The following is a 21,692-nucleotide window of genomic DNA, read 5'->3' as shown; positions in this document are numbered from 1 at the left end:
CATTTCACTGAGTTCACCAGACTGAGGGCCGCCACAGGATTGTGGCGGTTTTTTTATGAAGAAGACGCTCTTTACACTTATCCTGCTTCCTCTTATATCCCATGCTGATGACATGATGCTGGCCTCGAATATGCGCGGGTTGCCTGAAGATTTCCGCCGGTATTTTTACGATTCTGAGATTATTGTTCAGGTCTACTTGAATGACACCCGGCTGTTTGATGCGGCAGTAGCCTTAAAAGAAAATGGAGACCTACTGCTGCTGCGTACCATCGATGACGCTCAGGATACTGACCAGGATACCCGAACTCTCTGGAGTCAGGTGCTTGAAAAGGGAGTATCGATTGGTAAATGTGAGAAAGCCTGCCCATCCGGGCTAATGGCGGTACAGTATCGGTTGGATAATTCAGTACTGAGGCTCTATACCACACACTATGAGACTGCCCGTGCCAGAAGCACATACATTGCCATGCCGGAAGATACGCCGGGTGGGATAATTATGTATAACGATGCATCGGTTACAAACTCGGTGACATCACGCAGTTGGGGCATAAACTCATCGCTGACTTCCTCTTTTGCCAACTGGAGCCAGAAAGCGTCCTTTCAGTCATCCGGAATGGATGGCAAATATCATTACAGTAGTTCAAGTCTTTACGAACTGTACACCCAGAAAGAGCTTCGGGGCAGTTTTGTTCGGCTGGGTTTTTTTACCCCTGACAGTGATACGGGTAATGTGCAGACATCCGGTTTCGGTTACGACACCGTGGTGGGGGCAATGTGGGGTACCTCTGATGCGCTCTTGGTTAATACTGACAGCGTCAGCGCCTGGCCGGTTTATGTGACCGGACGCAATCAGTCCATCGCAGAAGTCTGGCGCGATGGTCGCCTGATCCATACCCAGCAGTTGCAGACGGGTGTGCAGGCGCTGGATACGCGTCATTTACCAGGCGGTATTTATGACATTACCATCAAGATTATTGAAAATGGTCAGACCGTTGACACGCAGCAGGCTCAGATCTACAAACCTCAGGGATGGAATGACCCAAACCGACGCTGGCGCCTGAACCTCTGGAGCGGTCAGCACAGGACGCTGACCACAGGTGACGGGCGCTTGCGTGAGGATAATCCCTTTTCCGTCGGCGGGGGGATTGATTTTCTGGCACATCCGCGGGCTGTTCTGGGCCTCAGTGGCGCTGCAACGGAAAAGGAGCACCAGGTCAGGACCCGGGCAAATATCACGCTTTCACCTGACGACACCCTGTTTGCCCAGTACACGCTGGGTAATACTGAATATCAGTTAAATCAGAATACCGACATCCGTTACTACCGCAATATTCCCGGTGGTGGCTCAGCCAGTCTGTTCTGGCGTTCAGCCACGACGGATATTTACGGGCACAGAACCACATCGCGTCAGCAGGGGGATACCTGGGGCAGTACTCTGTCACTCCGGCTGCCGTGGTCAACGTCCCTTATCGTCAACGGGCAGTATATGGATACGGCCTGGCGCCGGGGATTGGGTGCCGATATATCAATAACCACACTGGCCACCCTGTCTGGGCGTGACATGAACTTCCGGGTCAGCGCGTATAACCGCCCCGGCTTTAATGACAACCGTCGCGACCATGGTGTTTCATTTGGTGTCAGCCTCTCACTGGCCCCTGCAGCACGGCACACCCTTTCGACTGAAACAGGCATGAACCAGAATCAGGGTTATTCCAGCCTGAACTATCAGTGGCAGCCCGGAGATGACCATAGCATCCGTTCTCTGGGAGGTGGGGTCTCATACAGTCAGCAAAATACCGTTATCAGCGGCAATGCCTCGGTTGATACACCGTACGTTAGCGGGGATGGTTACGTGCAACATAACACCCACGGGAACACCAGCACAGCAGGCGGTAACCTGAGCCAGGTGCTGGTTATGGGCGGCGGCAGAGTGGCCTCCGTTAACGGAAACAACAGCCGCAGTATGGAATCCGCACTGATTGTCGATGTGGATTCAGATGATGAAACAGCGAATGTCATGGCTTCCGGCCGGATGGCTGAGACGCGGCTGAAAGTGGGTCGTAATATTGTGCCGGCAGAGCTGTGGAAAAAAGATACCGTTCAGTTTACCGCCAGTGGCGGTGAGAGTGTGCAGGTGTTTCCGCCCTTCGACAGTGTGCAGATGCAACGCGGCAGCGTGAAATACATCAAAGTGAAGGCGGTGAAAACCTTCACTGTCGTGGGGATGCTGCAGGACGAGGATGGCAATGTACTGAAAAACCGTTATGTGAGCAGTGACGTCTCCGGTGGCGTGATAAACAGCGAGGGGGTACTGACACTGGACTCCGGCGTGGACAACCAAAAACTTACGGTCAGGGCTGAAAACGGACAGCCAGCAATGCAGTGTGCGCTTCCGTCAGGAATGGACAGGAACAAAAAAGTGCAATTTTTCAGCACAATAAAATGCCGGACTACCGGCCAGAGAGAAAGAAAATGAAGAACGTAATCTTACGCGCGCTGGCGAGCATGGTGCTGCTTGCGGGCTGTGCGCCTGGCCATGCAGCGACAATGGACATAACGGCATCGTTTTCACCCTCGATGGACAATCCGGAAAACAATGCCTTCACAAACACCACGCCGCAGAGTGGGTATTGTAAAGATTGGCCATCAAGCTGCGCTCCTGGTGTCTTCAGCATTGAATTACCATTAACGACAACAATTTCAAAACCTATAGTAGCTAACGATATACCAAGAAATAGTCCTTATTTTGCCTTGCCAAACAAGCCTACTACGTTAACTGTGACGAATACCACTACTGGGGAGACGGCTCAAGTCGCCTTTCGCGTAACCGGGTTTAGCGCTCGTTACACTAAGAACGTTGGGCAGTACGATTGGGAGAACGGTTCCTTTATGTATCCGAATGCACCGTGTTCTTATAGTGGAGCTAGCTGGGGAGCGGGGGATTGGTATCATTTCTTATGGAAAGTATCCTCTGGCCAGGGGGCATGCTACAAAATAAGCACTATAGACAGAACCGAACCGTCACAGTTCTTTAATATGAGCATAGCATATGAGATCGTAACTCCTGACCCACTCAAAATGGAGTCAGGGATTTATCAAGGAACCCTGCCCCTGAGTGTTGGACCGGGAGGCGATTTTGACTTCGGTGACAATTACCAGGCCTCAGATACTGAGCTTACAGTTAATTTTACCCTGACTGTAAACCATGAGCTTAAACTTACCACAACAGCAGATAACCAGAAGGTATCCTTGCAGCCTTGTGCTTTGGGAAAAGTCTGCACTGATGATGAGGGCCAGGCCAACTGGGAGCGCTGGATGGTAAACCGTATCACTCCTGAACTGACCGGGAGGAGTAACTTCAGTCTCTCCAGTTCGGGGGCTTTTTCGGTTTATCTGGAATGCGAGCAGCAGAGCGGCTCGGATTGCGCCCTTAAGAGCGATAACACACCTTCGCAGACGGTCCCCGTCCAGACGCTTCTGACCCTGCCCGATAATATTGTCGATAACGTTACTGGCTCCACCGTGTCAAAACGACGGCTGGCGGTGGGGAAAGATGTCACAAAAAACGTTTTTGCAACAAAGAGCTTTGGTCAGAACAGAGCCGGAAGCATCGATTTTTTGGTGGGACAGAAAGACGTTGATACCATGCTGAAAACCCGCCCGGATACTTACCGTGGTGCTGTTACTGTTATTTTTGATCCGAAAGTTTACTGAGTGCGTATTTTCACGAATGGATATCGTGCAAAAACATTCATCGGGATCAGGTAATAACATTTGACTGGCTCGCCGGTGTGAGTTTGTCGGCATACCGGGCTGAGTTCCCGGACTTTTTTCAGGGCAGAGATCAATCACTCGCGAATATAATAATCCAACGAAACCAGAAATCTGGATGCAACCATGACCGATACCGCCAGGACTGACCGTTGCCCCTGGACAGTCTTTCTGATCTTCCTCCGGCTGGGCCTGACCTCCTTCGGCGGCCCGATCGCCCATTTGGGTTACTTCCGCGACGAGTTTGTGACGCGACGACAGTGGCTGACTGAGCGCAGCTATGCAGATTTGGTAGCCCTGTGCCAATTCCTGCCAGGCCCCGCAAGCAGTCAGGTCGGTATAGCGCTCGGATTGTCCCGATCAGGTTATACCGGGGCATTGGCTGCCTGGGCCGGCTTCACGCTGCCATCAGCAATTGCGCTGATCTTTTTTGCACTGGGGATGGCCAGTTACGGCGATGCGATGCCGCCTGGCGTGTTGCACGGGCTGAAGGTGGTGGCCGTTGCGGTGGTCGCACAGGCTGTATGGGGTATGGCCCGTAATCTCTGTCCGGACCTGGCGCGTATCACTATCATGGCAGCGGCGACCTGCTTTGTTCTTCTTGTATCGTCCGCCTGGGGACAAGTGGGATGTATCGTCATTGCGGCAGTTATTGGCTTGTTGCTGTTCAAACCTGAGCAGGCGGCAGAACATGACCCGTTGCCTGTTTCCATACCGCGTCGCGTCGGGTTGTTCTGGCTCACGCTGTTTTTTATGCTACTGATAGGGTTGCCATTGTTGACGGCGATAGTGCCAAATCAGACCCTGTTAAGGGTGGAAACGTTCTACCGGACCGGATCGCTGGTCTTTGGTGGCGGGCATGTCGTGTTACCGTTGCTGCAAGCTGAAGTGGTACCTTCCGGCTGGGTCAGTAATGACACATTTCTGGCAGGTTATGGCGCGGCTCAGGCCGTTCCTGGCCCCTTGTTCACTTTTGCGGCATTTCTTGGAGCCTCAATGAACCAGCAGCCCTCTGGCTGGTTAGGTGGTCTGGTCTGCCTGCTGGCAATTTTCGCCCCGTCTTTCCTGCTGATCGTGGGTGCGTTGCCGTTCTGGGAAAGCCTGCGTCGCAATATCCGTACGCAAGCGGCGTTGTTGGGTATTAATGCAGCCGTGGTTGGCCTGCTGTTAGCCGCTCTCTATCAACCTGTATGGACGAGCGCAATTCACGCACCGCAAGACTTCGGCCTTGCCCTTGTTGCACTGGTCGCCCTGATGTTCTGGAAGCTACCGCCGTGGCTGGTCGTAGTGAGTAGCGGTGTCGCGGGCTGGTTGTTGAGTGTGGCTCTGTGAGGTTCCGGACGTGACCGACAAAGAGCGTGATGACGGATTGACCGTTTGCACATCCTGCATCACGCCGCCGAAAAAGCGGTCTTTGGCACCGGCATCATTGATGACTTACAACACCATGGTTACACATTCAACCCGGATACCTTGTACCCGAGGCTGCACGGTGTCAGTGAAACTCACGCTGCGCAAGCTGCGTTGCGAGCGTTTCGATACGCTCGGCCATCTGCCGGGTCAGCTCGGTCAGATGGGTATTTTGTTTAAGTAATTCCAACAGTTGTGTCGACTGCTCCTCGGCCAGTATCTGGCGCTTCGCCATTGCGTCATCCAGATCTTCGCGATGTTGCGCATCCGCCAGGGCATGCGCCTGATCGCGCTCCGCCTGTCGGGTTTGCGCTAACAGGATCAGCGGAGCTGCATAAGCCGCCTGAATACTGAACGCCAGATTGAGTAAAATAAAGGGATAGGGATCAAACTTCACGACGCCCGCAGAGTTCAGGACAATCCACACGATCACCGCGATAGTCTGCCCAATAAGGAATATCGGAGTACCGAAAAAACGGGCGAAGGCTTCTGCTTTCAATGCAAACCACTCTTCGCCGAAAGTATGCGTAATTCCCTTTAAGGGGCGATATAAACGAAATTCTTTATTTGTATGCATATCAAAAAATTCCTGCTGCGGGGTATTGCCGTAATCGCCGAACATTGTGGCATCGGTGGAAGCTGGCGCTCAACCGTACGAAAATATACGTACGTATGTTATACATTAACTGTCGCGACGGCATAAAGCTCATCTACCAACTTAACTATGTCCACATAATTCCATCACCACCAGCATCGGACCGGGTCATTCCCTGTTTTCCACGCGCCGATAAACAGGCACGCGCCGTGTTGTTCCGGTCAAATTATCAAAAACGTCCGTTTCTGCGGTGACTATCTTCAGGCCAGTTTTTCTCAACCTCTGCACATCAGCGGCGATGCGCTGAATACCAAACCAGAAAAGCCCGTCCAGCGCGGTTACCTGTAATCCCTCCGTCAGCGCAACTTTAAGACGTTCACGCGGCGCTTTAGTCTCTTTCGCAATCTGTTGATAAGGCGCGGCCGTATTGCCTTCGGCATCAATCCGGCGGATGCGCGTTGACAGCCGGTACTGAAACTCATCCGGAATGCCGCTCAAATCGCTTCTCAACGTATAGACGCAACCAAAACGCTTACCATTAAACAACACATTTTTCTGGCTGATTTGCAGTTCATCACGCAGGCTGGCGATCAATTGCGGAGCGCGAATAAGCAGCAACCGGAAAGGTAATTCAAAACTGGTGACATAATCGACATTCAGCAGCGCGATCCGCAAGCGTTCTTCGGCTCCGGCCTGCGTCTGGCGGCACTCTTCTGCCACATCGGCCCATTGCTGCGTCAGGCGCGACGTTTCACCCATTTCCGTAAAACTGTACTTCTCTATCTGGTAGTCAATTCTTCCGGTCACGCTGAATTCCCTGCTGGTCACGTTACAGTACGCTTCACTTTACCAACCCCAGCATTTAACCGGAAGTGAGTTAACGAACCGCAACCCGGTTATTCTTTATGACAAAATTTCCGGCAGCAGATGTGCCAGACGGCGCTCCGCCAGCATCAGCGAGGCCTGCTCAATATCCGGCGCAAAGTAGCGATCTTTATCGTAATGCGTTACCCGTTCACGCAGCAAATGACGCGCCTGCTCAAGTAACGGACTGGAGGTTAATCCTTCCCGCATATCCAGCCCCTGACAGGCAGCCAGCCATTCCACAGCAATCACGCCACGGGTATTAGCCGCCATCTCCCAAAGCCGACGACCCGCAGCAGGCGCCATCGAAACGTGATCTTCCTGATTAGCAGAGGTCGGTAAACTATCGACACTGTGCGGATGCGACAACGCTTTGTTCTCACTCGCCAGCGCTGCGGCAGTGACCTGGGCAATCATAAAACCGGAGTTAACACCGCCATTTTTTACCAGGAAGGGTGGAAGCTGCGACATATGGCTGTCCATCAACAGAGCGATACGCCGCTCCGCCAGCGAGCCGATTTCAGCGATAGCCAGTGCGATATTATCAGCGGCCATCGCAACCGGTTCCGCGTGGAAGTTGCCTCCAGAGACCACCTCATTTTCAGCAGCGAAAACCAGCGGGTTATCAGAAACCGCATTCGCTTCGGTCAGCAACACATCGGCGGCAAAACGTAACTGCGTCAGACACGCTCCCATGACCTGCGGCTGGCAACGTAATGAGTAAGGATCCTGCACTTTATTGCAGTTGTGATGAGACAGTGAAACCGCGCTGTTATCAGTCAGCACATGGCGATAGAGAGCTGCCGCATCGATCTGCCCACGCTGGCCGCGCACCTGGTGAATGCGCGCATCGAAGGGACGGCGCGAACCTAGCGCCGCCTCGGTGGTCAGCGCACCACAAACCACTGCGGAAGCGAACAGATCTTCGGCCTCAAACAGGCCGCGTAATGCGAATGCTGTCGAGGTTTGTGTCCCGTTGAGCAGCGCCAGCCCCTCTTTCGCCGCCAGCGTCAGCGGAGCAAGCCCTGCTCTATTCAGAGCTTCAGTCGCAGGTAGCCATTCGCCTTGCCAGCGCGCTTTACCTTCGCCAAGCAGCGTAAGTGACATATGTGCCAATGGTGCTAAATCACCGGATGCACCGACAGATCCTTTCGCCGGGATCCAGGGATAAACACCCGCATTGACCATCGACACCAACATCTGAATCACCTGCAAACGAATGCCGGAAAAGCCACGCGCCAGGCTGTTGATCTTCAGCACCATAATCAGTCGTACCATGTCATCATCGAGCGGTTCGCCAACGCCCGCTGCGTGAGAAAGCACCAAAGAGCGCTGTAAATTCTCCAGGTCGTCAGTGGCAATGCGCGTCTGAGCAAGCAATCCAAAACCGGTATTAATACCGTATGCCGTCCGCCCTTCCACCATGATGGCATTGACGCAAGCGACGCTGTCGTTGATGGCGGTAAAAGCACGTTCATCCAGCGTTAACGGGTGCGATTGGCTGTAGATATCACGCAGTTGGGTCATTGTCAGTTGCCCGGGGACGAGGGTTACATTTTTCATTGTCAGCGAAGTCTCTGCAGTGAGGATATAAATACATATACTTGTCTATACATATCCACGCAAGCCACCTTTTAACAAGAAAGATACAGTTTTGTTATATTGCGCCTGCAATCACGGTTTTACGCAATACATAGCCCGTTATTTCCCTCACCCGGCCATATGATTTAAGACCCTATTCTTAACCCTTACATAAGTATGCATAATGCTTTCAGTAGGCAAAATGTGACCATCATCAAAAAAATAAACCTTATAATTCAAGAGGAAATGAACCGTTTCAGCTTAACGTTTTTTGCGTCGCTCAAAAGCGATTTATTTAGCAGTGAAAGTATTGTGTCGCCAAAGCCCGACATATTGTAAGTTACTAAAATTTCATAAAAAAAAGCCTCTTGTAAGGCCAAAAAATTAAGCGTACATTAGCCCCGTCGGTGAGAAATTCACCCGAAATTCTGAGATGGAGCTGTGGCCGAAATGGAGATAATTCTCAATTTGGTTTTGGCGTAGTTTCACCTCTCTATACTCAGTCCTTGTTAAGGTCATTAAGTGCATACTCAAACGTATGCGGAGTGATGAACGTGAAATATTTCTTTATGGGCATTTCTGTGATGGTCATTGTGTGGGCCGGCACCTTCGCCCTGATGATCTGACCTGAGCTATTAATGCAAAAAAAACAGGAGCCTCTCGGCTCCTGTTTTTTTTTAGGGTTCCATATCTTCTGTTGCGCTTTTTGGCGCCACTGGCAGTAGCCCGTCATTGCGGAACATCGTCTTAATGCCTCGTACCGCCTGACGGATACGATCGCGGTTTTCAATCAAGGCAAAACGGACATGGGTGTCACCGTAATCACCAAAGCCAATGCCTGGAGAGACACACACTTTGGCGTCTTGCAGCAACTTTTTGGCAAATTCCAGAGAGCCCATCGCAGCATACGGTTCCGGAATTTTTGCCCATACGTACATTGAGGCTTTTGGCATTTCGACCATCCATCCGGCTTCATGCAGCCCTTTAACCAGCACATCACGGCGGCGCTTATACTGTGCGGCAATATCGCGTACGCACTGCTGATCCCCTTCCAGTGCAGCAATCGCGGCTACCTGCAATGGCGTAAACGTGCCGTAATCATGGTAACTTTTAATGCGCGCCAGCGCGTTCACCAGCACCCGATTACCGACCATAAATCCTATACGCCAGCCAGCCATATTGTAGCTTTTAGACAAGGTGAAAAATTCCACCGCAACATCGCGCGCGCCCGGCACCTGCATAATCGATGGCGCTTTCCAGCCGTCATAAACGATATCGGCATAAGCCAGATCATGAACCACCAGCACGTCGTAACGTTTTGCCAGAGCGACCACTTTCTCAAAGAATTCCAGTTCCACACATTGTGCCGTTGGGTTAGACGGGAAACCCAGAACCATCATCTTTGGTTTCGGGTAACTTTCACGGATCGCGCGTTCGAGTTCATTGAAGAAATCCACGCCTTCCACCAACGGCACAGAGCGAACCTGCGCACCGGCAATCACCGCGCCATAAATGTGGATTGGATAGCTTGGGTTCGGTACCAGTACGGTATCACCGTGATCCAGTGTCGCCAGCATCAGATGCGCCAGCCCCTCTTTCGAACCGATGGTCACAATGGCCTCAGTTTCTGGATCGATCTCAACCTGATAGCGATCCTGATACCAACGAGAAATTGCCCGACGCAGACGAGGAATACCGCGCGAAGTTGAATAACCGTGCGTATCCGGACGCTGGGCGACCGTACAGAGTTTCTCAACAATATGCGGAGGTGTTGCGCCGTCGGGGTTGCCCATACTGAAATCGATAATATCTTCGCCACGACGACGCGCAGCCATTTTCAGTTCAGCAGTGATATTGAAAACATACGGGGGAAGACGATCGATGCGCGTAAAACGACGTTCAGGACTGAAGTCAGCCATAGATTCCTCGGAGTAACGTTAGCGCCCGGACCGTCCGAGCGACGTCGCTGTAAATACAGCGTGCTTAAAACATATCCTGAAAAATTTCCTGCTGTCGAGAGAAAAAGGAAAAATAATAAGCAGATCTAAAAGAGGAACAGCAATTCAGGAAAGTAAAAGTGATTGTATCCCCTTATTACTAAATTGCATGTTAAATTTAACAATATGATATCAATGTAATTACTTTTATCTTTCAGTATATTTCACCTTTCGTGACTCTCCTTTGAGTATCTTTCAATCCCCTTTTGTAAAAATGGTTTTTCCTCATTGAACGAATGAATGTGGTGACTGGTCATCTGCGACAGGGTTCCTTATCATAGCTTTTTGACGTCATTCACCGAGTCCCCCGTGCACGAAATATTCGATATGTTACTGGCGGTTTTTGATCGCGCGGCGCTAATGCTGATCTGCCTGTTCTTTTTGATCCGCATGCGCCTGTTCCGCGAACTGCTACATAAAACCGCCCACACGCCAAAAGAATTGCTTGCGGTTACCGCGATCTTCTCCATGTTCGCCCTGTTCAGCACCTGGTCCGGCGTGCCGGTTGAAGGTTCGCTGGTTAACGTGCGTATTATTGCCGTTATGTCCGGTGGGATTTTGTTTGGCCCGTGGGTCGGCATCATTACCGGCGTCATCGCCGGGGTACACCGCTATCTGATCGACATTGGTGGTGTTACCGCAGTTCCATGCTTTATCACCAGTATTATTGCCGGGATTTTTTCGGGAATGATTAACCGAAAAGTTCCCAAAGCGCAGCACTGGCGTGTGGGGATCATTGGCGGGATGATTTGCGAAAGCCTGACCATGATTTTGGTCGTAGTCTGGGCACCAACCATCGCGCTGGGGCTGGATATTGTCTCTAAAATCGGTGTGCCAATGATTCTCGGCAGCGTTTGTATCGGCTTTATCGTACTGCTGGTGCAAAGTGTCGAAGGGGAAAAAGAGGCTATCGCGGGTCGCCAGGCAAAACTGGCGCTGGATATCGCGAATAAAACATTGCCATTATTCCGTAACGTCAATAGCGACTCGCTGCGTCAGATATGCGATATCATTCGTCGCGATATAAACGCCGATGCCGTGGCAATCACCAATACCGATCATGTGCTGGCGTACGTTGGCGTCGGGGAAAATAACTATCGCGACAGCGACGATATTCTCAGCCCGACCACGCATCAGTCGATCAGCACAGGCGAAATTATCATTAAAAACAATGATGAAGCCCACCGCACGCCTGAAATTCACTCCATGCTGGTGATCCCACTGCGGGAACAGAGTGTGGTCACCGGCACACTGAAGATCTACTACTGCCATGCGCACCAGATCACCTCATCGTTACAGGAGATGGCTGTCGGATTGTCGCAAATTATCTCGACCCAACTGGAAGTTTCCCGCGCTGAGCAACTGCGTGAAATGGCAAACAAGGCCGAACTGCGCGCACTGCAAAGCAAAATAAACCCGCACTTCCTGTTTAATGCTCTGAATGCCATTTCTTCCTCTATTCGTCTCAACCCGGATACCGCCAGGCAATTGATTTTTAATTTGTCGCGTTATCTGCGCTATAACATTGAATTAAAAGACGATGAGAAGATCGACATTAAGAAAGAGCTGTATCAAATTAAAGATTACATTGCTATTGAACAAGCGCGTTTTGGCGACAAATTAACCGTCATTTATGACATTGATGAAGAGGTTAGTTGTGTGATCCCCAGTCTGTTGATTCAGCCACTGGTAGAAAACGCCATTGTGCACGGCATTCAGCCCTGTAAAGGCAAAGGCGTGGTAACGATAAGTGTGGAAGAGTGCGGCAACCGCGTACGCATCGCGGTACGCGACACCGGCAACGGTATCGCACCAGAGATGATTGCCCGCGTGGAGGCCGATGAAATGCCGGGCAATAAGATTGGCCTGCTTAACGTTCACCAGCGCGTGAAATTACTGTATGGCGACGGATTACATATTCGTCGCCTGACGCCTGGAACCGAGATTACTTTTTATGTTCCGCACTCGTCATCAGCAACATTGTTGCCCTAACAGGAGAAGTCGATGAAAGTCATCATTGTAGAAGATGAATTTCTGGCGCAACAGGAGTTGAGCTGGCTGATAAAGGAACACAGCCAAATGGAGATCGTCGGTACCTTTGAGGATGGACTCGATGTGCTGAAATATTTACAGCACAACAAGGTTGATGCGATCTTTCTCGATATCAATATTCCGTCTCTCGATGGCGTATTGCTGGCGCAAAACATCAGCCAGTTCGCACATAAACCCTTTATTGTGTTTATTACTGCCTGGAAAGAGCATGCGGTCGAAGCCTTCGAACTTGAAGCGTTTGACTACATTCTGAAGCCTTACCAGGAGTCGAGAATTATCAGCATGCTGCGAAAGCTGGAAGCGGCCTGGCAGCAGCAATCGGGTACCGCCAGCAGCCCGCAATCACGGGAAAACGCCACCATTAACCTGGTGAAAGACGAACGTATTATTGTTACCAGCATTAACGATATTTATTATGCGGAAGCGCATGAGAAGATGACCTTCGTCTATACGAAGCGGGAATCGTATGTGATGCCGATGAATATCACCGAGTTTTGCAGCAAGCTGCCAACGGCGCATTTCTTTCGCTGCCACCGCTCATATTGTGTGAATCTGGATAAAATTGGCGAGATCGAACCGTGGTTCAACAACACCTATATCTTGCGGCTGCGAGACCTGGATTTTCAGGTGCCCGTCAGCCGCAGCAAAGTTAAAGAATTCAGGCAACTAATGAATCTTTAAAGGAAATGGCCCAGCGTCTGGCGCAAATGTGCGCCAGAGCCGAGTAGTCCGGGATTATCGTGCACAATCAGGTAGACCGGGATGTCCTGCACATAGGATTTGAAACGGCCTTTATCTTCAAAGCCGCCACGGAAACCGGAGGCGGTAAAGAAATCGAGGAAGCGCGGCACGATCCCGCCCGCGATATACACCCCACCGAATGTACCGAGGTTTAACGCCAGGTTACCGCCAAAACGTCCCATGATGACGCAAAACAGCGACAGCGCGCGGCGGCAGTCAATGCAACTGTCTGCCAGCGCCCGTTCGGTAACATCTTTGGGTTGCAGATTTTCGGGTAGACGACCGTCAGATTTCACAATCGCCCGGTAGAGATTAACCAGCCCAGGACCAGAGAGCACACGTTCAGCGGAAACATGGCCGATTTCCGCCCGCAGTTCTTCGAGGATAATCCCCTCTTCTTCACTGTTCGGTGCGAAATCGACGTGACCGCCTTCGCCCGGCAAACTCACCCAGCGTTTATCGACATGCACCAGATGTGCAACGCCAAGCCCCGTTCCCGCGCCATAAACAGCGATCGGTTTGCCTTCTACCGCCTCACCGCCGCCAAACTGGATCAGGTGTTCTTTTTTCAGCATCGGGATCGCCATTGATACGGCGGTAAAATCATTGATAATTTCCAGATGTGCAAAGCCGAGGTTTTTCTTCATTTCCGCAATCGAGAAAGCCCATGTGTGATTCGTCATCGCCACCCAGTCGCCGGTAATCGGACAGGCAATAGCGATGCAACCGTCTTCCACGCTCACGTCATGTTCATCAAGATAAACGCGCACTACGGCTTCCAGGCTGGGATAATCAAGGCCGGAATAGGTTTTGGCCCGGGAGATATCACCACTGTCGACATCGCACAACGCTAAGCGCGCGTTGGTACCGCCCACGTCTCCCACTAAAGCATACTTTGTCATTCTTTTACGGCTCCGCTAAAGTCAGAATAAATCTTTGGAACACTGTAGATTCAAGGCGCTGTAACAACAACGACCATAACACGAGTGCCCCAGGATAATAGATCTACGTCACAGATTAACCCACGGGTTGTCGCCAGATTGTTCTGCGTCACCCCGATGCTTTTACAAGGACCTATCTATGCTTCATCCGCGAGCCAGAACACTGTTACTACTGGCCCTGCCAGCGTTGGCTATCGGCGTAGCCTCCAGCCTGGTGCTGATACTGGTAATGAAGATAGCTTCTCTGCTGCAAGCTGTTTTGTGGAGCGCTATTCCGTGGCAACTGGGCATTGCGCCTGATTCGCCCGGCTGGATCTTATTGATACTGACGCTGACCGGGATCGCCGTTGGTCTGGTGATCCGTTTCAGTCACGAACACGGCGGTCCGGATCCGGTGAGCGTCCCGCTGATCAATGCGCCGGTGTCAGTCAAAGCGTTGCCCGGCCTGGTACTGGCGCTGATCCTCGGGCTGGCAGGCGGCGTTAGTCTTGGGCCGGAACATCCGGTAATGGTACTCAATATTGCGCTCGCCGTGGCACTGGGCGCACGCATCTTCCCGCGCGTAGCGCCGCTGGACTGGACCATCCTCGCTTCGGCTGGCACCCTTGGCGCGCTGTTCGGTACGCCGGTAGCAGCAGCGCTGGTGTTTTCACAAACCCTGACCGCCAGCAATGACGTGCCGCTGTGGGACCGTTTATTCGCGCCGTTGATGGCCGCCGCGGCTGGCGCGTTGACCAGCAGTTTGTTTGCCCTGCCCCATTTTGCCCTGCCAATCCCCCATTATCCCCAGTTGCATATCGTCGATATTATCAGCGGCGCGGTAGTGACTGTTTTTGCCATCGCACTGGGTATGGTTGCCGTCTGGTGCCTGCCGCGCCTGCACCGGTTGATGCACCAGCTGCACAACCCGGTGCTGGTTCTTGGCGTTGGTGGCTTCCTGCTTGGTCTGCTGGGGATCATTGGTGGGCCAGCCACGCTGTTTAAGGGGCTGGACGAGATGCAACAACTGGCCTTCGCCCAGACACTAACGGTGACGGATTACCTGCTGTTTGCGGTGGTAAAACTGTCTGCACTGGTGGTCGCTGCCGCCTGCGGTTTTCGCGGCGGGCGTATTTTTCCGGCGGTGTTTGTCGGTGTAGCGCTCGGGTTGATGCTGCATGAGCATGTCGATGCCGTACCCGCTGCCGTGACGGTTTCTTGCGCGGTGCTTGGTATGGTGTTGGTGGTAACGCGTGATGGCTGGCTGAGCCTGTTCCTTGCCGCCGTGGTGGTCCCAGATACGACACTGCTGCCGCTGTTGTGCATCGTGATCCTTCCCGCCTGGCTGCTTCTGGTCGGGAAACCGTTAATGATTGTTCCCCGGCGCAATCAATAACGCTTAGTTATTACGCGCTTCGAGTGCATGGGTGACATCCCGTAACAGATCCGGTAGATCGGTTTTTGGCAGCATCACTTCTATCAACGCAAGGCGATGATGATGTGCCGCTGCTTCCAGCGCCTGGGCCAATTGCACGGTTTCACTCACGCGCCAACATTCTGCCTGGCAGTCCACGCTTAACGCATGGGGAAGATGAGTCCAGTTCCAGCGGGCAATATCGTTATAGCGCTGTTTTGCGCCGTGGATAGCACGCTCGACCGTATAGCCATCATTGTTGAGCAGTAAAATGATCGGCTTTTGCCCGTCACGCAGCATCGATCCCAGTTCCTGAATCGTCAATTGCGCTGCGCCATCGCCGGTGATCAACACCACCCGGCGTTCCGGGCAGGCTGTTTGCGCGCCAAACGCCGCTGGCAGGCAGAAACCAATCGATCCCCATAACGGTTGCACCAGCAGATCCGCTCCGGCAGGCAGACGCAGGGAAGCCGCGCCAAACGCCGCTGTGCCCTGATCCGCCAGTAAAATGTCATCAGGACGAATAAATTGCTGTACGGTTTGCCAGAACGTCTCCTGATTGAGTGTCCCCTGATGAACCGGGGCATGAACAGCCTGAGGCGGGCGATGATCCGCCGCGGAATGCGCACTGGCACGCACAAGGGGAATCAACGTATTTATCGCCTCCCGCATCGGAATGCCGCTAAACCACACGTCGCCGACGCGGGCCGCAAAGGGCTGGATTTCAATAGTGTGTTCCTGAACAAGTCGCTGGGTAAACCCGGCGGTCAGCGTATCCGTAAAACGTGTACCGATGCAGATCACCGTATCCGCGCCCTCTATCGCCTCGCGCACTGGCGCCGGGCTGGCCATGCCGCTGTATGTGCCAACAAAACCGGGTTGCGTTTCATCAAATAACCCTTTCCCCATCAGCAGTGTGGCATGCGGCAGCGGTGAATCTTTCATCCAGCATTGCAGCAGCTTATGAACGCTGAAACGGCGGGCGAGAAAATCGGCCAGTAACGCCACGCTGGAACCCGCTGATAACATCGCCTGCGCATGCTGCCGAAAAGCATTCAGACATGCTTCGTTTACCGGGAACGGGGGAATTGTGAGAGCGTTTACAGGCGGAGTAGCAGGCATTTTCACCACATCTGCAGTCAGCATCAGATAGCCGGGACGGGACTGCGTCAGCATCACTTCAAGCACACGATCGATCTCATAGCAGGCATTTTGCGCGGTTAAAATGGCACGAGCGGCAGTAATTGGCTCACTCATCCGGTAAAAATGGTGAAAATCACCGTCGCCAAGCGAGTGGTGTAGCAATTCACCCCGTTGCTGTACTCCGCTACAGGGTGCACCAACGATATGCAATAGCGGAACATATTCGGCATAGCTGCCGGCAACACCGTTTATTGCACTCAATTCACCCACACCAAAGGTGGTTAATAATGCGCCCGCGCCCCGACAACGTCCGTAACCATCAGCGGCGTAGGCGGCGTTAAGTTCATTCGCACAACCGACCCACTGCACAGCCGGGTGCTGAATCACATGATCGAGAAATTGCAGGTTATAGTCGCCCGGCACGCCAAAAAGGTGGTGGATACCGCAGCCAACGAGCCTGTCGAGTAAGTAGTCAGCAATTGAGTAATCACTTTGCATGTCGTTGATCCCATGCCTTTAACATTGATCTGAGTATTAAAGAAATGTGATGAGAATCCAGGTTAGAAGCTATATCTCAGGTGGAAAGTAAGCTTTACGACCCAACTCAGTGTACGCTCGGGAAGGCCAATGCGTGTAAACGCATACACTGAGAACCCATCCCACCAGGCGTATCGTGTTGCAGCCAGTTTTGACACGGACAGCGCGCAACAACCGGAGCGTATACGCAGTACGTGAGGATGACTCGCTTCGCTCGCCCTAAAGGGCCGCCGCAAGCGGCGTTCAAAATGCCAACACATTTTGTGTGAGCACTGCCCAGGACCAAAATGGCAAATAAAATAGCCTTATGGGATAGGCTCTTACACAGCAAAGACAAAATAGGAGTACAGCATGGCTTATCAGGCAGATCCTGCGCGTTATCAAAACATGGCTTATCGTCGCTGCGGTGACAGCGGATTAAAGCTTCCGGCCATTTCACTTGGCCTGTGGCATAACTTTGGGGATACCACACTGCTGGAAAACAGCCGTCAGTTATTGCAGCACGCTTTCAATCTCGGCATTACCCACTTCGACCTTGCTAATAATTATGGGCCGCCGCCGGGAGCGGCTGAATGTAATTTTGGTCGCATCCTGCATGAAGATTTTCACTCCCTACGGGACGAACTGATTATTTCCACTAAAGCCGGTTACACCATGTGGGATGGCCCGTACGGCGACTGGGGTTCCCGCAAGTATTTGATTGCCAGCCTCGATCAAAGCCTGCGTCGAATGGGGCTTGAATATGTGGATATCTTCTACCATCACCGTCCGGATCCGGAAACACCGCTGAAAGAGACGATGCGCACACTGGATCACATTGTGCGCCAGGGCAAAGCGCTGTATGTCGGCCTGTCTAACTATCCGGCAGCACAGACACAGGAAGCAATTGATATTCTTAATGACCTTGGAACGCCTTGCCTGATTCATCAGCCCAAATACTCAATGTTTGAGCGCTGGGTTGAAGACGAATTGCTGGACGTGTTGCAGAAAAACGGGGTGGGTAGTATTGCCTTCTCTCCGCTGGCTGGCGGGCAGCTAACCGACCGCTACTTGCAGGGGATCCCGGCAGATTCACGCGCTGCCAGCAGTAGCCGTTTCCTCAACCCGGAGCAGCTTACCCCGCAAAAAATGAACATCGTGCGTGCGCTGAATGCACTGGCGCAACGGCGTGGTCAGAAGCTGTCACAGATGGCGCTGGCATGGGTGCTGCGCGATGATAAGGTGACGTCAATACTGATTGGCGCCAGCAAGATAAGCCAGCTCGAGGATGCGATGGGCATGCTGGAAAACCGTCACTTCACTGCGGCTGAGTGTGCTGAGATCGACGCGATTCTGAGCAGTGCAAAATAAATACTATTTTAGCAAAAAGTGCTGCTATTCACGATTTAAGAGTTCCGCCAATAATACAGGGTATTGCCGCCCCGTAAAATTGTTGTAGCAGGCCGTTTCGGCCCGATCGTGAGGAGAAGAGTATGTTCAGGTCACTGATTCTGGCAGCAGTGTTAATGGCTTCAGCGCCGCTGGTCGCTAATGCTGGCGAAATCACCCTGTTGCCATCGATTAAATTGCAAATTGGCGATCGCGATAACTATGGTAACTACTGGGACGGCGGACGCTGGCGCGATCGGGACTACTGGGGTCGCCACTATGAATGGCGCGGTGACCGCTGGTACAGACACGATCGCGGCTGGCATCGCGGCTGGGATAGACGCGATGCTTACGAACGCGGGTATAGCGAAGGCTGGCGCGACCGTGATGATCATGACGGCCCGTGGCGTGGCCATCACCACTAATTTCCGTGCCGAATAGCACCCGCTATTCGGTATTCAATACACTGCCCGCAACGACAAACGCCTGCGGGCATTTTCATTATAAACCCGCAAGTGTTCCAACCAGCAGCCAGCCATTTAAGCTCACCACCAGCACCACAATTAACCAACCTGTGCGTTTCACCAGAGTGCTGTTTACCAGCCCCCCCATCAATTTACGATCGCTGGTAAAGACCAGTAACGGCACCAATGCCAGCGCAATGCCGAAGCTCAACAGCACCTGGCTCATCACCAGAATACGGGTCGGGTCCAACCCCAGCCAGATAACGATAAACGACGGCATCATAGTAATACTACGACGCACCCACAGCGGAATATGAAAGCGGATAAACCCCTGCATCACCACCTGTCCCGCCAACGTCCCCACCACGGTGGAGGAGAGACCGGCCGCCACCAGACTCAAACCAAAAATGGTTGCCGCAGAATGGCTTAAAAGCGGTTCCAGCGTCAGATAAGCCTGATCGAGATCTGCCACGCCGGTATGTCCGTTAAAATGAAACGCCGCCGCTGCCGTCGCCATCATCGCCAGGTTAACAAAGCCGGCAATGGTCATGGCAATGCCGACGTCCCATTTTGTCGCAGAGTAGCGCTCGCGCTGCGTGCCCTGATGCAGATGCTGTGTCAGCGACGAGTGCAGGTAAATCACATGTGGCATGATAGTCGCGCCCAGTACACCCGCTGCAAGGAACACGGCGTCGGTCCCCGACAAGCTGGGGATGACAATACCTTGCGCCAGTTGCGCCAGCTTCGGCTGCGAAAAGGCCAGCTCAACAATGTATGCCGCCGCCACAAACAACAGTAGCCCGCCAATAACTTTCTCGAGGGGTTTTTGCCCGCGACGTTGCAACATCAAAATAAGGAACGTCGCAATACCGGTAAGTACCGCGCCTTGCAGCAGCGAAACGCCAAGGAGCAATTTGAAGCCAATCGCGGCGCCAATAAATTCCGCCAGATCGGTTGCCATGGCGATGATTTCCGCCTGAATCCAGTAAAACCATACCAGTGGACGCGGATAGTGATCGCGGATCTGCTCAGCAAGATTTTTCCCAGTGGCGATACCGAGCTTGGCAGACAGCAACTGGATCAACATCGCCATAACGTTGGCCCACACGACAACCCACAGCAACTGGTAGCCGAAGCTGGCTCCTGCCTGGATGTTAGTGGCGAAATTCCCCGGATCAATGTAACCAATCGCGGCAATAAACGCAGGCCCCATTAGCGCCAGCTTTAATTTGCGCGCTGCACGCCCACTACTATTCTCAACGCGACTATTGTTCATTTATTGCCCCTAAATATAGCCTTTGCTATGTTTCATGCTAGCAAAATGCGAATGGTTATCAAGTTCATGTATGGTGGATTTACCTGATTTCTCTGATAGCCAGAAACGATAGAAGGGCCGGATCTCAAGGATGGTGACGGCGATAGCAGGAACCATCGTCGAATTATGTTAAGAGTGTAGCATTTCAATGTAACTTTTCACGCCCTTACTTAACATAACAGAAATGTATGTTTGATCACTATTTTTGAGTCTGGTCACACGACATCAATATAGTGTGTTTTTGATCTCGTTTTCTTTCCACTTGTTACATAGAATGTGCACAAAATTCCTACCCGTCTCATATTTGGAGCAAATATGTCCCGCGTTCTGCACTTTGTTCTGGCGCTTGCTGTTGTGGCGCTGCTTGCCCTGCTCTTTAGCAGCGATCGCAAGAAGGTCCGCATTCGTTTTGTTATTCAACTGCTGGTGATTGAGGTTTTACTAGCCTGGTTCTTCCTGAACTCTGATATTGGCCTTGGCTTCGTGAAAGGCTTCTCCGAAATGTTTGAAAAACTGCTCGGTTTTGCTAACGAAGGCACTAACTTCGTCTTCGGTAAAATGAATGACGCAGGTCTGGCGTTCTTCTTCCTGAAAGTGCTATGCCCAATCGTCTTTATTTCTGCATTGATCGGTATTCTGCAACATATTCGTGTACTGCCAATCATTATTCGCGCCATCGGGACGGTGCTTTCCAAAGTTAACGGCATGGGCAAACTGGAGTCCTTTAACGCCGTCAGCTCCCTGATTCTGGGTCAGTCCGAAAACTTTATCGCTTATAAAGATATCCTCGGCAAAATGTCACGCAACCGCATGTACACCATGGCCGCGACAGCAATGTCAACGGTTTCCATGTCCATCGTCGGCGCGTACATGACTATGCTCCAGCCAAAATATGTGGTGGCGGCACTGGTACTGAACATGTTCAGCACCTTTATTGTTCTGTCGCTGATCAACCCGTACCGTGTTGAAGAAAGCGAAGAAAATCTGCAGATGGCAAAACTGCACGAAGGTCAAAGCTTCTTCGAAATGCTGGGTGAATACATTCTGGCGGGCTTTAAAGTGGCGATTATCGTGGCGGCAATGTTGATCGGCTTTATCGCGCTGATCTCCGCCCTGAACGCGCTGTTTGCTGCTATTTTCGGCATCTCCTTCCAGGGCATTCTCGGTTATATATTCTATCCGATCGCCTGGATTCTGGGTGTGCCGGCGAATGAAGCATTGCAAGTTGCCAGCATCATGGCAACCAAATTGGTGTCTAACGAATTCGTGGCAATGATGGATCTGCAAAAAATCGCAGCTAACCTTTCCCCGCGTTCTGAAGGCATTCTGTCGGTGTTCCTCGTTTCCTTCGCAAACTTCTCCTCTATCGGCATTATCGCAGGCGCAATCAAAGGCCTGAATGAAGAGCAAGGCAACGTAGTTTCCCGCTTTGGTCTGAAGCTGGTGTACGGCTCGACACTGGTCAGTGTGTTGTCAGCCGCCATCGCCGCGCTGGTGATCTGATAGCGACGTCCCAGACA

General features: G+C 52.2%; 17 protein-coding genes. 10 read left to right on the top strand and 7 right to left on the bottom strand.

Features of this window, described 5'->3' with window-relative positions; translation table 11 throughout:
* Window positions 1-55: 55 nt before the first annotated feature.
* The 3 genes from BM427_RS20430 to chrA all read left to right on the top strand — a co-directional run bounded on the left by BM427_RS20430 (window position 56) and on the right by chrA (window position 5,103).
* Window positions 56-2,476 carry a TcfC E-set like domain-containing protein gene (locus BM427_RS20430; protein ID WP_090124987.1) on the top strand — a complete coding sequence of 807 codons (2,421 nt, stop codon included), beginning with the start codon at window positions 56-58 and terminating at the stop codon, window positions 2,474-2,476.
* A complete protein-coding gene (locus tag BM427_RS20425; RefSeq protein WP_090125037.1) occupies window positions 2,473-3,714 on the top strand; it encodes a hypothetical protein in 1,242 nt (413 codons plus the stop codon). The genes BM427_RS20430 and BM427_RS20425 overlap by 4 nt, the downstream gene beginning before the upstream one ends.
* Before the next feature lie 183 nt (window positions 3,715-3,897).
* On the top strand, window positions 3,898-5,103 hold the full coding sequence (chrA, locus tag BM427_RS20420) for a chromate efflux transporter (protein ID WP_090124984.1): 1,206 nt from the start codon (window positions 3,898-3,900) through the stop codon (window positions 5,101-5,103).
* Window positions 5,104-5,266: 163 nt separating this feature from the next.
* Here chrA and BM427_RS20415 read toward each other — a convergent pair whose 3' ends face one another.
* The 3 genes from BM427_RS20415 to hutH all read right to left on the bottom strand — a co-directional run bounded on the left by BM427_RS20415 (window position 5,267) and on the right by hutH (window position 8,203).
* A complete protein-coding gene (locus BM427_RS20415; protein WP_090125034.1) occupies window positions 5,267-5,758 on the bottom strand; it encodes a DUF1003 domain-containing protein in 492 nt (163 codons plus the stop codon).
* A gap of 186 nt (window positions 5,759-5,944) precedes the next feature.
* On the bottom strand, window positions 5,945-6,583 hold the full coding sequence (locus BM427_RS20410) for an ECs1377 family protein (protein WP_090124981.1): 639 nt from the start codon (window positions 6,581-6,583) through the stop codon (window positions 5,945-5,947).
* A 96-nt stretch (window positions 6,584-6,679) separates the two neighbouring features.
* The gene (hutH, locus tag BM427_RS20405) at window positions 6,680-8,203 is read right to left on the bottom strand and encodes a histidine ammonia-lyase (RefSeq protein ID WP_090124978.1); all 1,524 of its coding nucleotides are present in this window, start codon (window positions 8,201-8,203) and stop codon (window positions 6,680-6,682) included.
* A gap of 572 nt (window positions 8,204-8,775) precedes the next feature.
* Between hutH and ypdK the strand changes: the two genes are divergently transcribed.
* Window positions 8,776-8,847, top strand: coding sequence for a membrane protein YpdK (gene ypdK / locus BM427_RS20400; protein ID WP_099458783.1), 72 nt, complete (start codon window positions 8,776-8,778; stop codon window positions 8,845-8,847).
* Between the two features lie 51 nt (window positions 8,848-8,898).
* On the opposite strand, the gene alaC is transcribed toward ypdK, so the two are convergent.
* Window positions 8,899-10,140 (bottom strand): alanine transaminase, encoded by a 1,242-nt coding sequence (gene alaC / locus BM427_RS20395; RefSeq protein WP_090124975.1) that lies wholly within the window; start codon window positions 10,138-10,140, stop codon window positions 8,899-8,901.
* Window positions 10,141-10,527: 387 nt separating this feature from the next.
* Between alaC and BM427_RS20390 the strand changes: the two genes are divergently transcribed.
* Together BM427_RS20390 and BM427_RS20385 are read left to right on the top strand one after the other, a co-directional pair.
* On the top strand, window positions 10,528-12,210 hold the full coding sequence (locus tag BM427_RS20390) for a sensor histidine kinase (protein WP_090124972.1): 1,683 nt from the start codon (window positions 10,528-10,530) through the stop codon (window positions 12,208-12,210).
* A gap of 12 nt (window positions 12,211-12,222) precedes the next feature.
* The gene (locus tag BM427_RS20385) at window positions 12,223-12,951 is read left to right on the top strand and encodes a LytR/AlgR family response regulator transcription factor (protein WP_090124969.1); all 729 of its coding nucleotides are present in this window, start codon (window positions 12,223-12,225) and stop codon (window positions 12,949-12,951) included.
* On the opposite strand, the gene glk is transcribed toward BM427_RS20385, so the two are convergent.
* Complete coding sequence (gene glk / locus BM427_RS20380; protein ID WP_090124966.1) at window positions 12,948-13,913, bottom strand: glucokinase; 966 nt, start codon at window positions 13,911-13,913, stop codon at window positions 12,948-12,950. The two genes, BM427_RS20385 and glk, sit on opposite strands and share 4 nt — an antisense overlap.
* Before the next feature lie 178 nt (window positions 13,914-14,091).
* Here glk and BM427_RS20375 point away from each other — a divergent pair, with 178 nt between their 5' ends.
* Window positions 14,092-15,327, top strand: coding sequence for an ion channel protein (locus tag BM427_RS20375; RefSeq protein WP_090124963.1), 1,236 nt, complete (start codon window positions 14,092-14,094; stop codon window positions 15,325-15,327).
* Window positions 15,328-15,330: 3 nt separating this feature from the next.
* Here BM427_RS20375 and BM427_RS20370 read toward each other — a convergent pair whose 3' ends face one another.
* A complete protein-coding gene (locus BM427_RS20370; RefSeq protein WP_090124960.1) occupies window positions 15,331-16,986 on the bottom strand; it encodes an alpha-keto acid decarboxylase family protein in 1,656 nt (551 codons plus the stop codon).
* A 390-nt stretch (window positions 16,987-17,376) separates the two neighbouring features.
* Between BM427_RS20370 and mgrA the strand changes: the two genes are divergently transcribed.
* Together mgrA and BM427_RS20360 are read left to right on the top strand one after the other, a co-directional pair.
* Complete coding sequence (mgrA, locus tag BM427_RS20365) at window positions 17,377-18,375, top strand: L-glyceraldehyde 3-phosphate reductase (protein WP_090124957.1); 999 nt, start codon at window positions 17,377-17,379, stop codon at window positions 18,373-18,375.
* A gap of 122 nt (window positions 18,376-18,497) precedes the next feature.
* On the top strand, window positions 18,498-18,818 hold the full coding sequence (locus BM427_RS20360) for a DUF2502 domain-containing protein (protein WP_090124954.1): 321 nt from the start codon (window positions 18,498-18,500) through the stop codon (window positions 18,816-18,818).
* A gap of 76 nt (window positions 18,819-18,894) precedes the next feature.
* Here BM427_RS20360 and BM427_RS20355 read toward each other — a convergent pair whose 3' ends face one another.
* Window positions 18,895-20,133, bottom strand: coding sequence for an Nramp family divalent metal transporter (locus BM427_RS20355; RefSeq protein ID WP_090124952.1), 1,239 nt, complete (start codon window positions 20,131-20,133; stop codon window positions 18,895-18,897).
* A 354-nt stretch (window positions 20,134-20,487) separates the two neighbouring features.
* Between BM427_RS20355 and BM427_RS20350 the strand changes: the two genes are divergently transcribed.
* Complete coding sequence (locus BM427_RS20350; protein WP_090124949.1) at window positions 20,488-21,675, top strand: NupC/NupG family nucleoside CNT transporter; 1,188 nt, start codon at window positions 20,488-20,490, stop codon at window positions 21,673-21,675.
* The last annotated feature ends 17 nt before the right edge of the window (window positions 21,676-21,692 follow it).

Origin of the sequence: Kosakonia arachidis, from assembly GCF_900116535.1 — a bacterium.
GTDB lineage: Bacteria > Pseudomonadota > Gammaproteobacteria > Enterobacterales > Enterobacteriaceae > Kosakonia > Kosakonia arachidis.
Note: the sequence above shows the minus strand (reverse complement) of the source record. Positions and strands in the feature narration are given on the sequence as shown.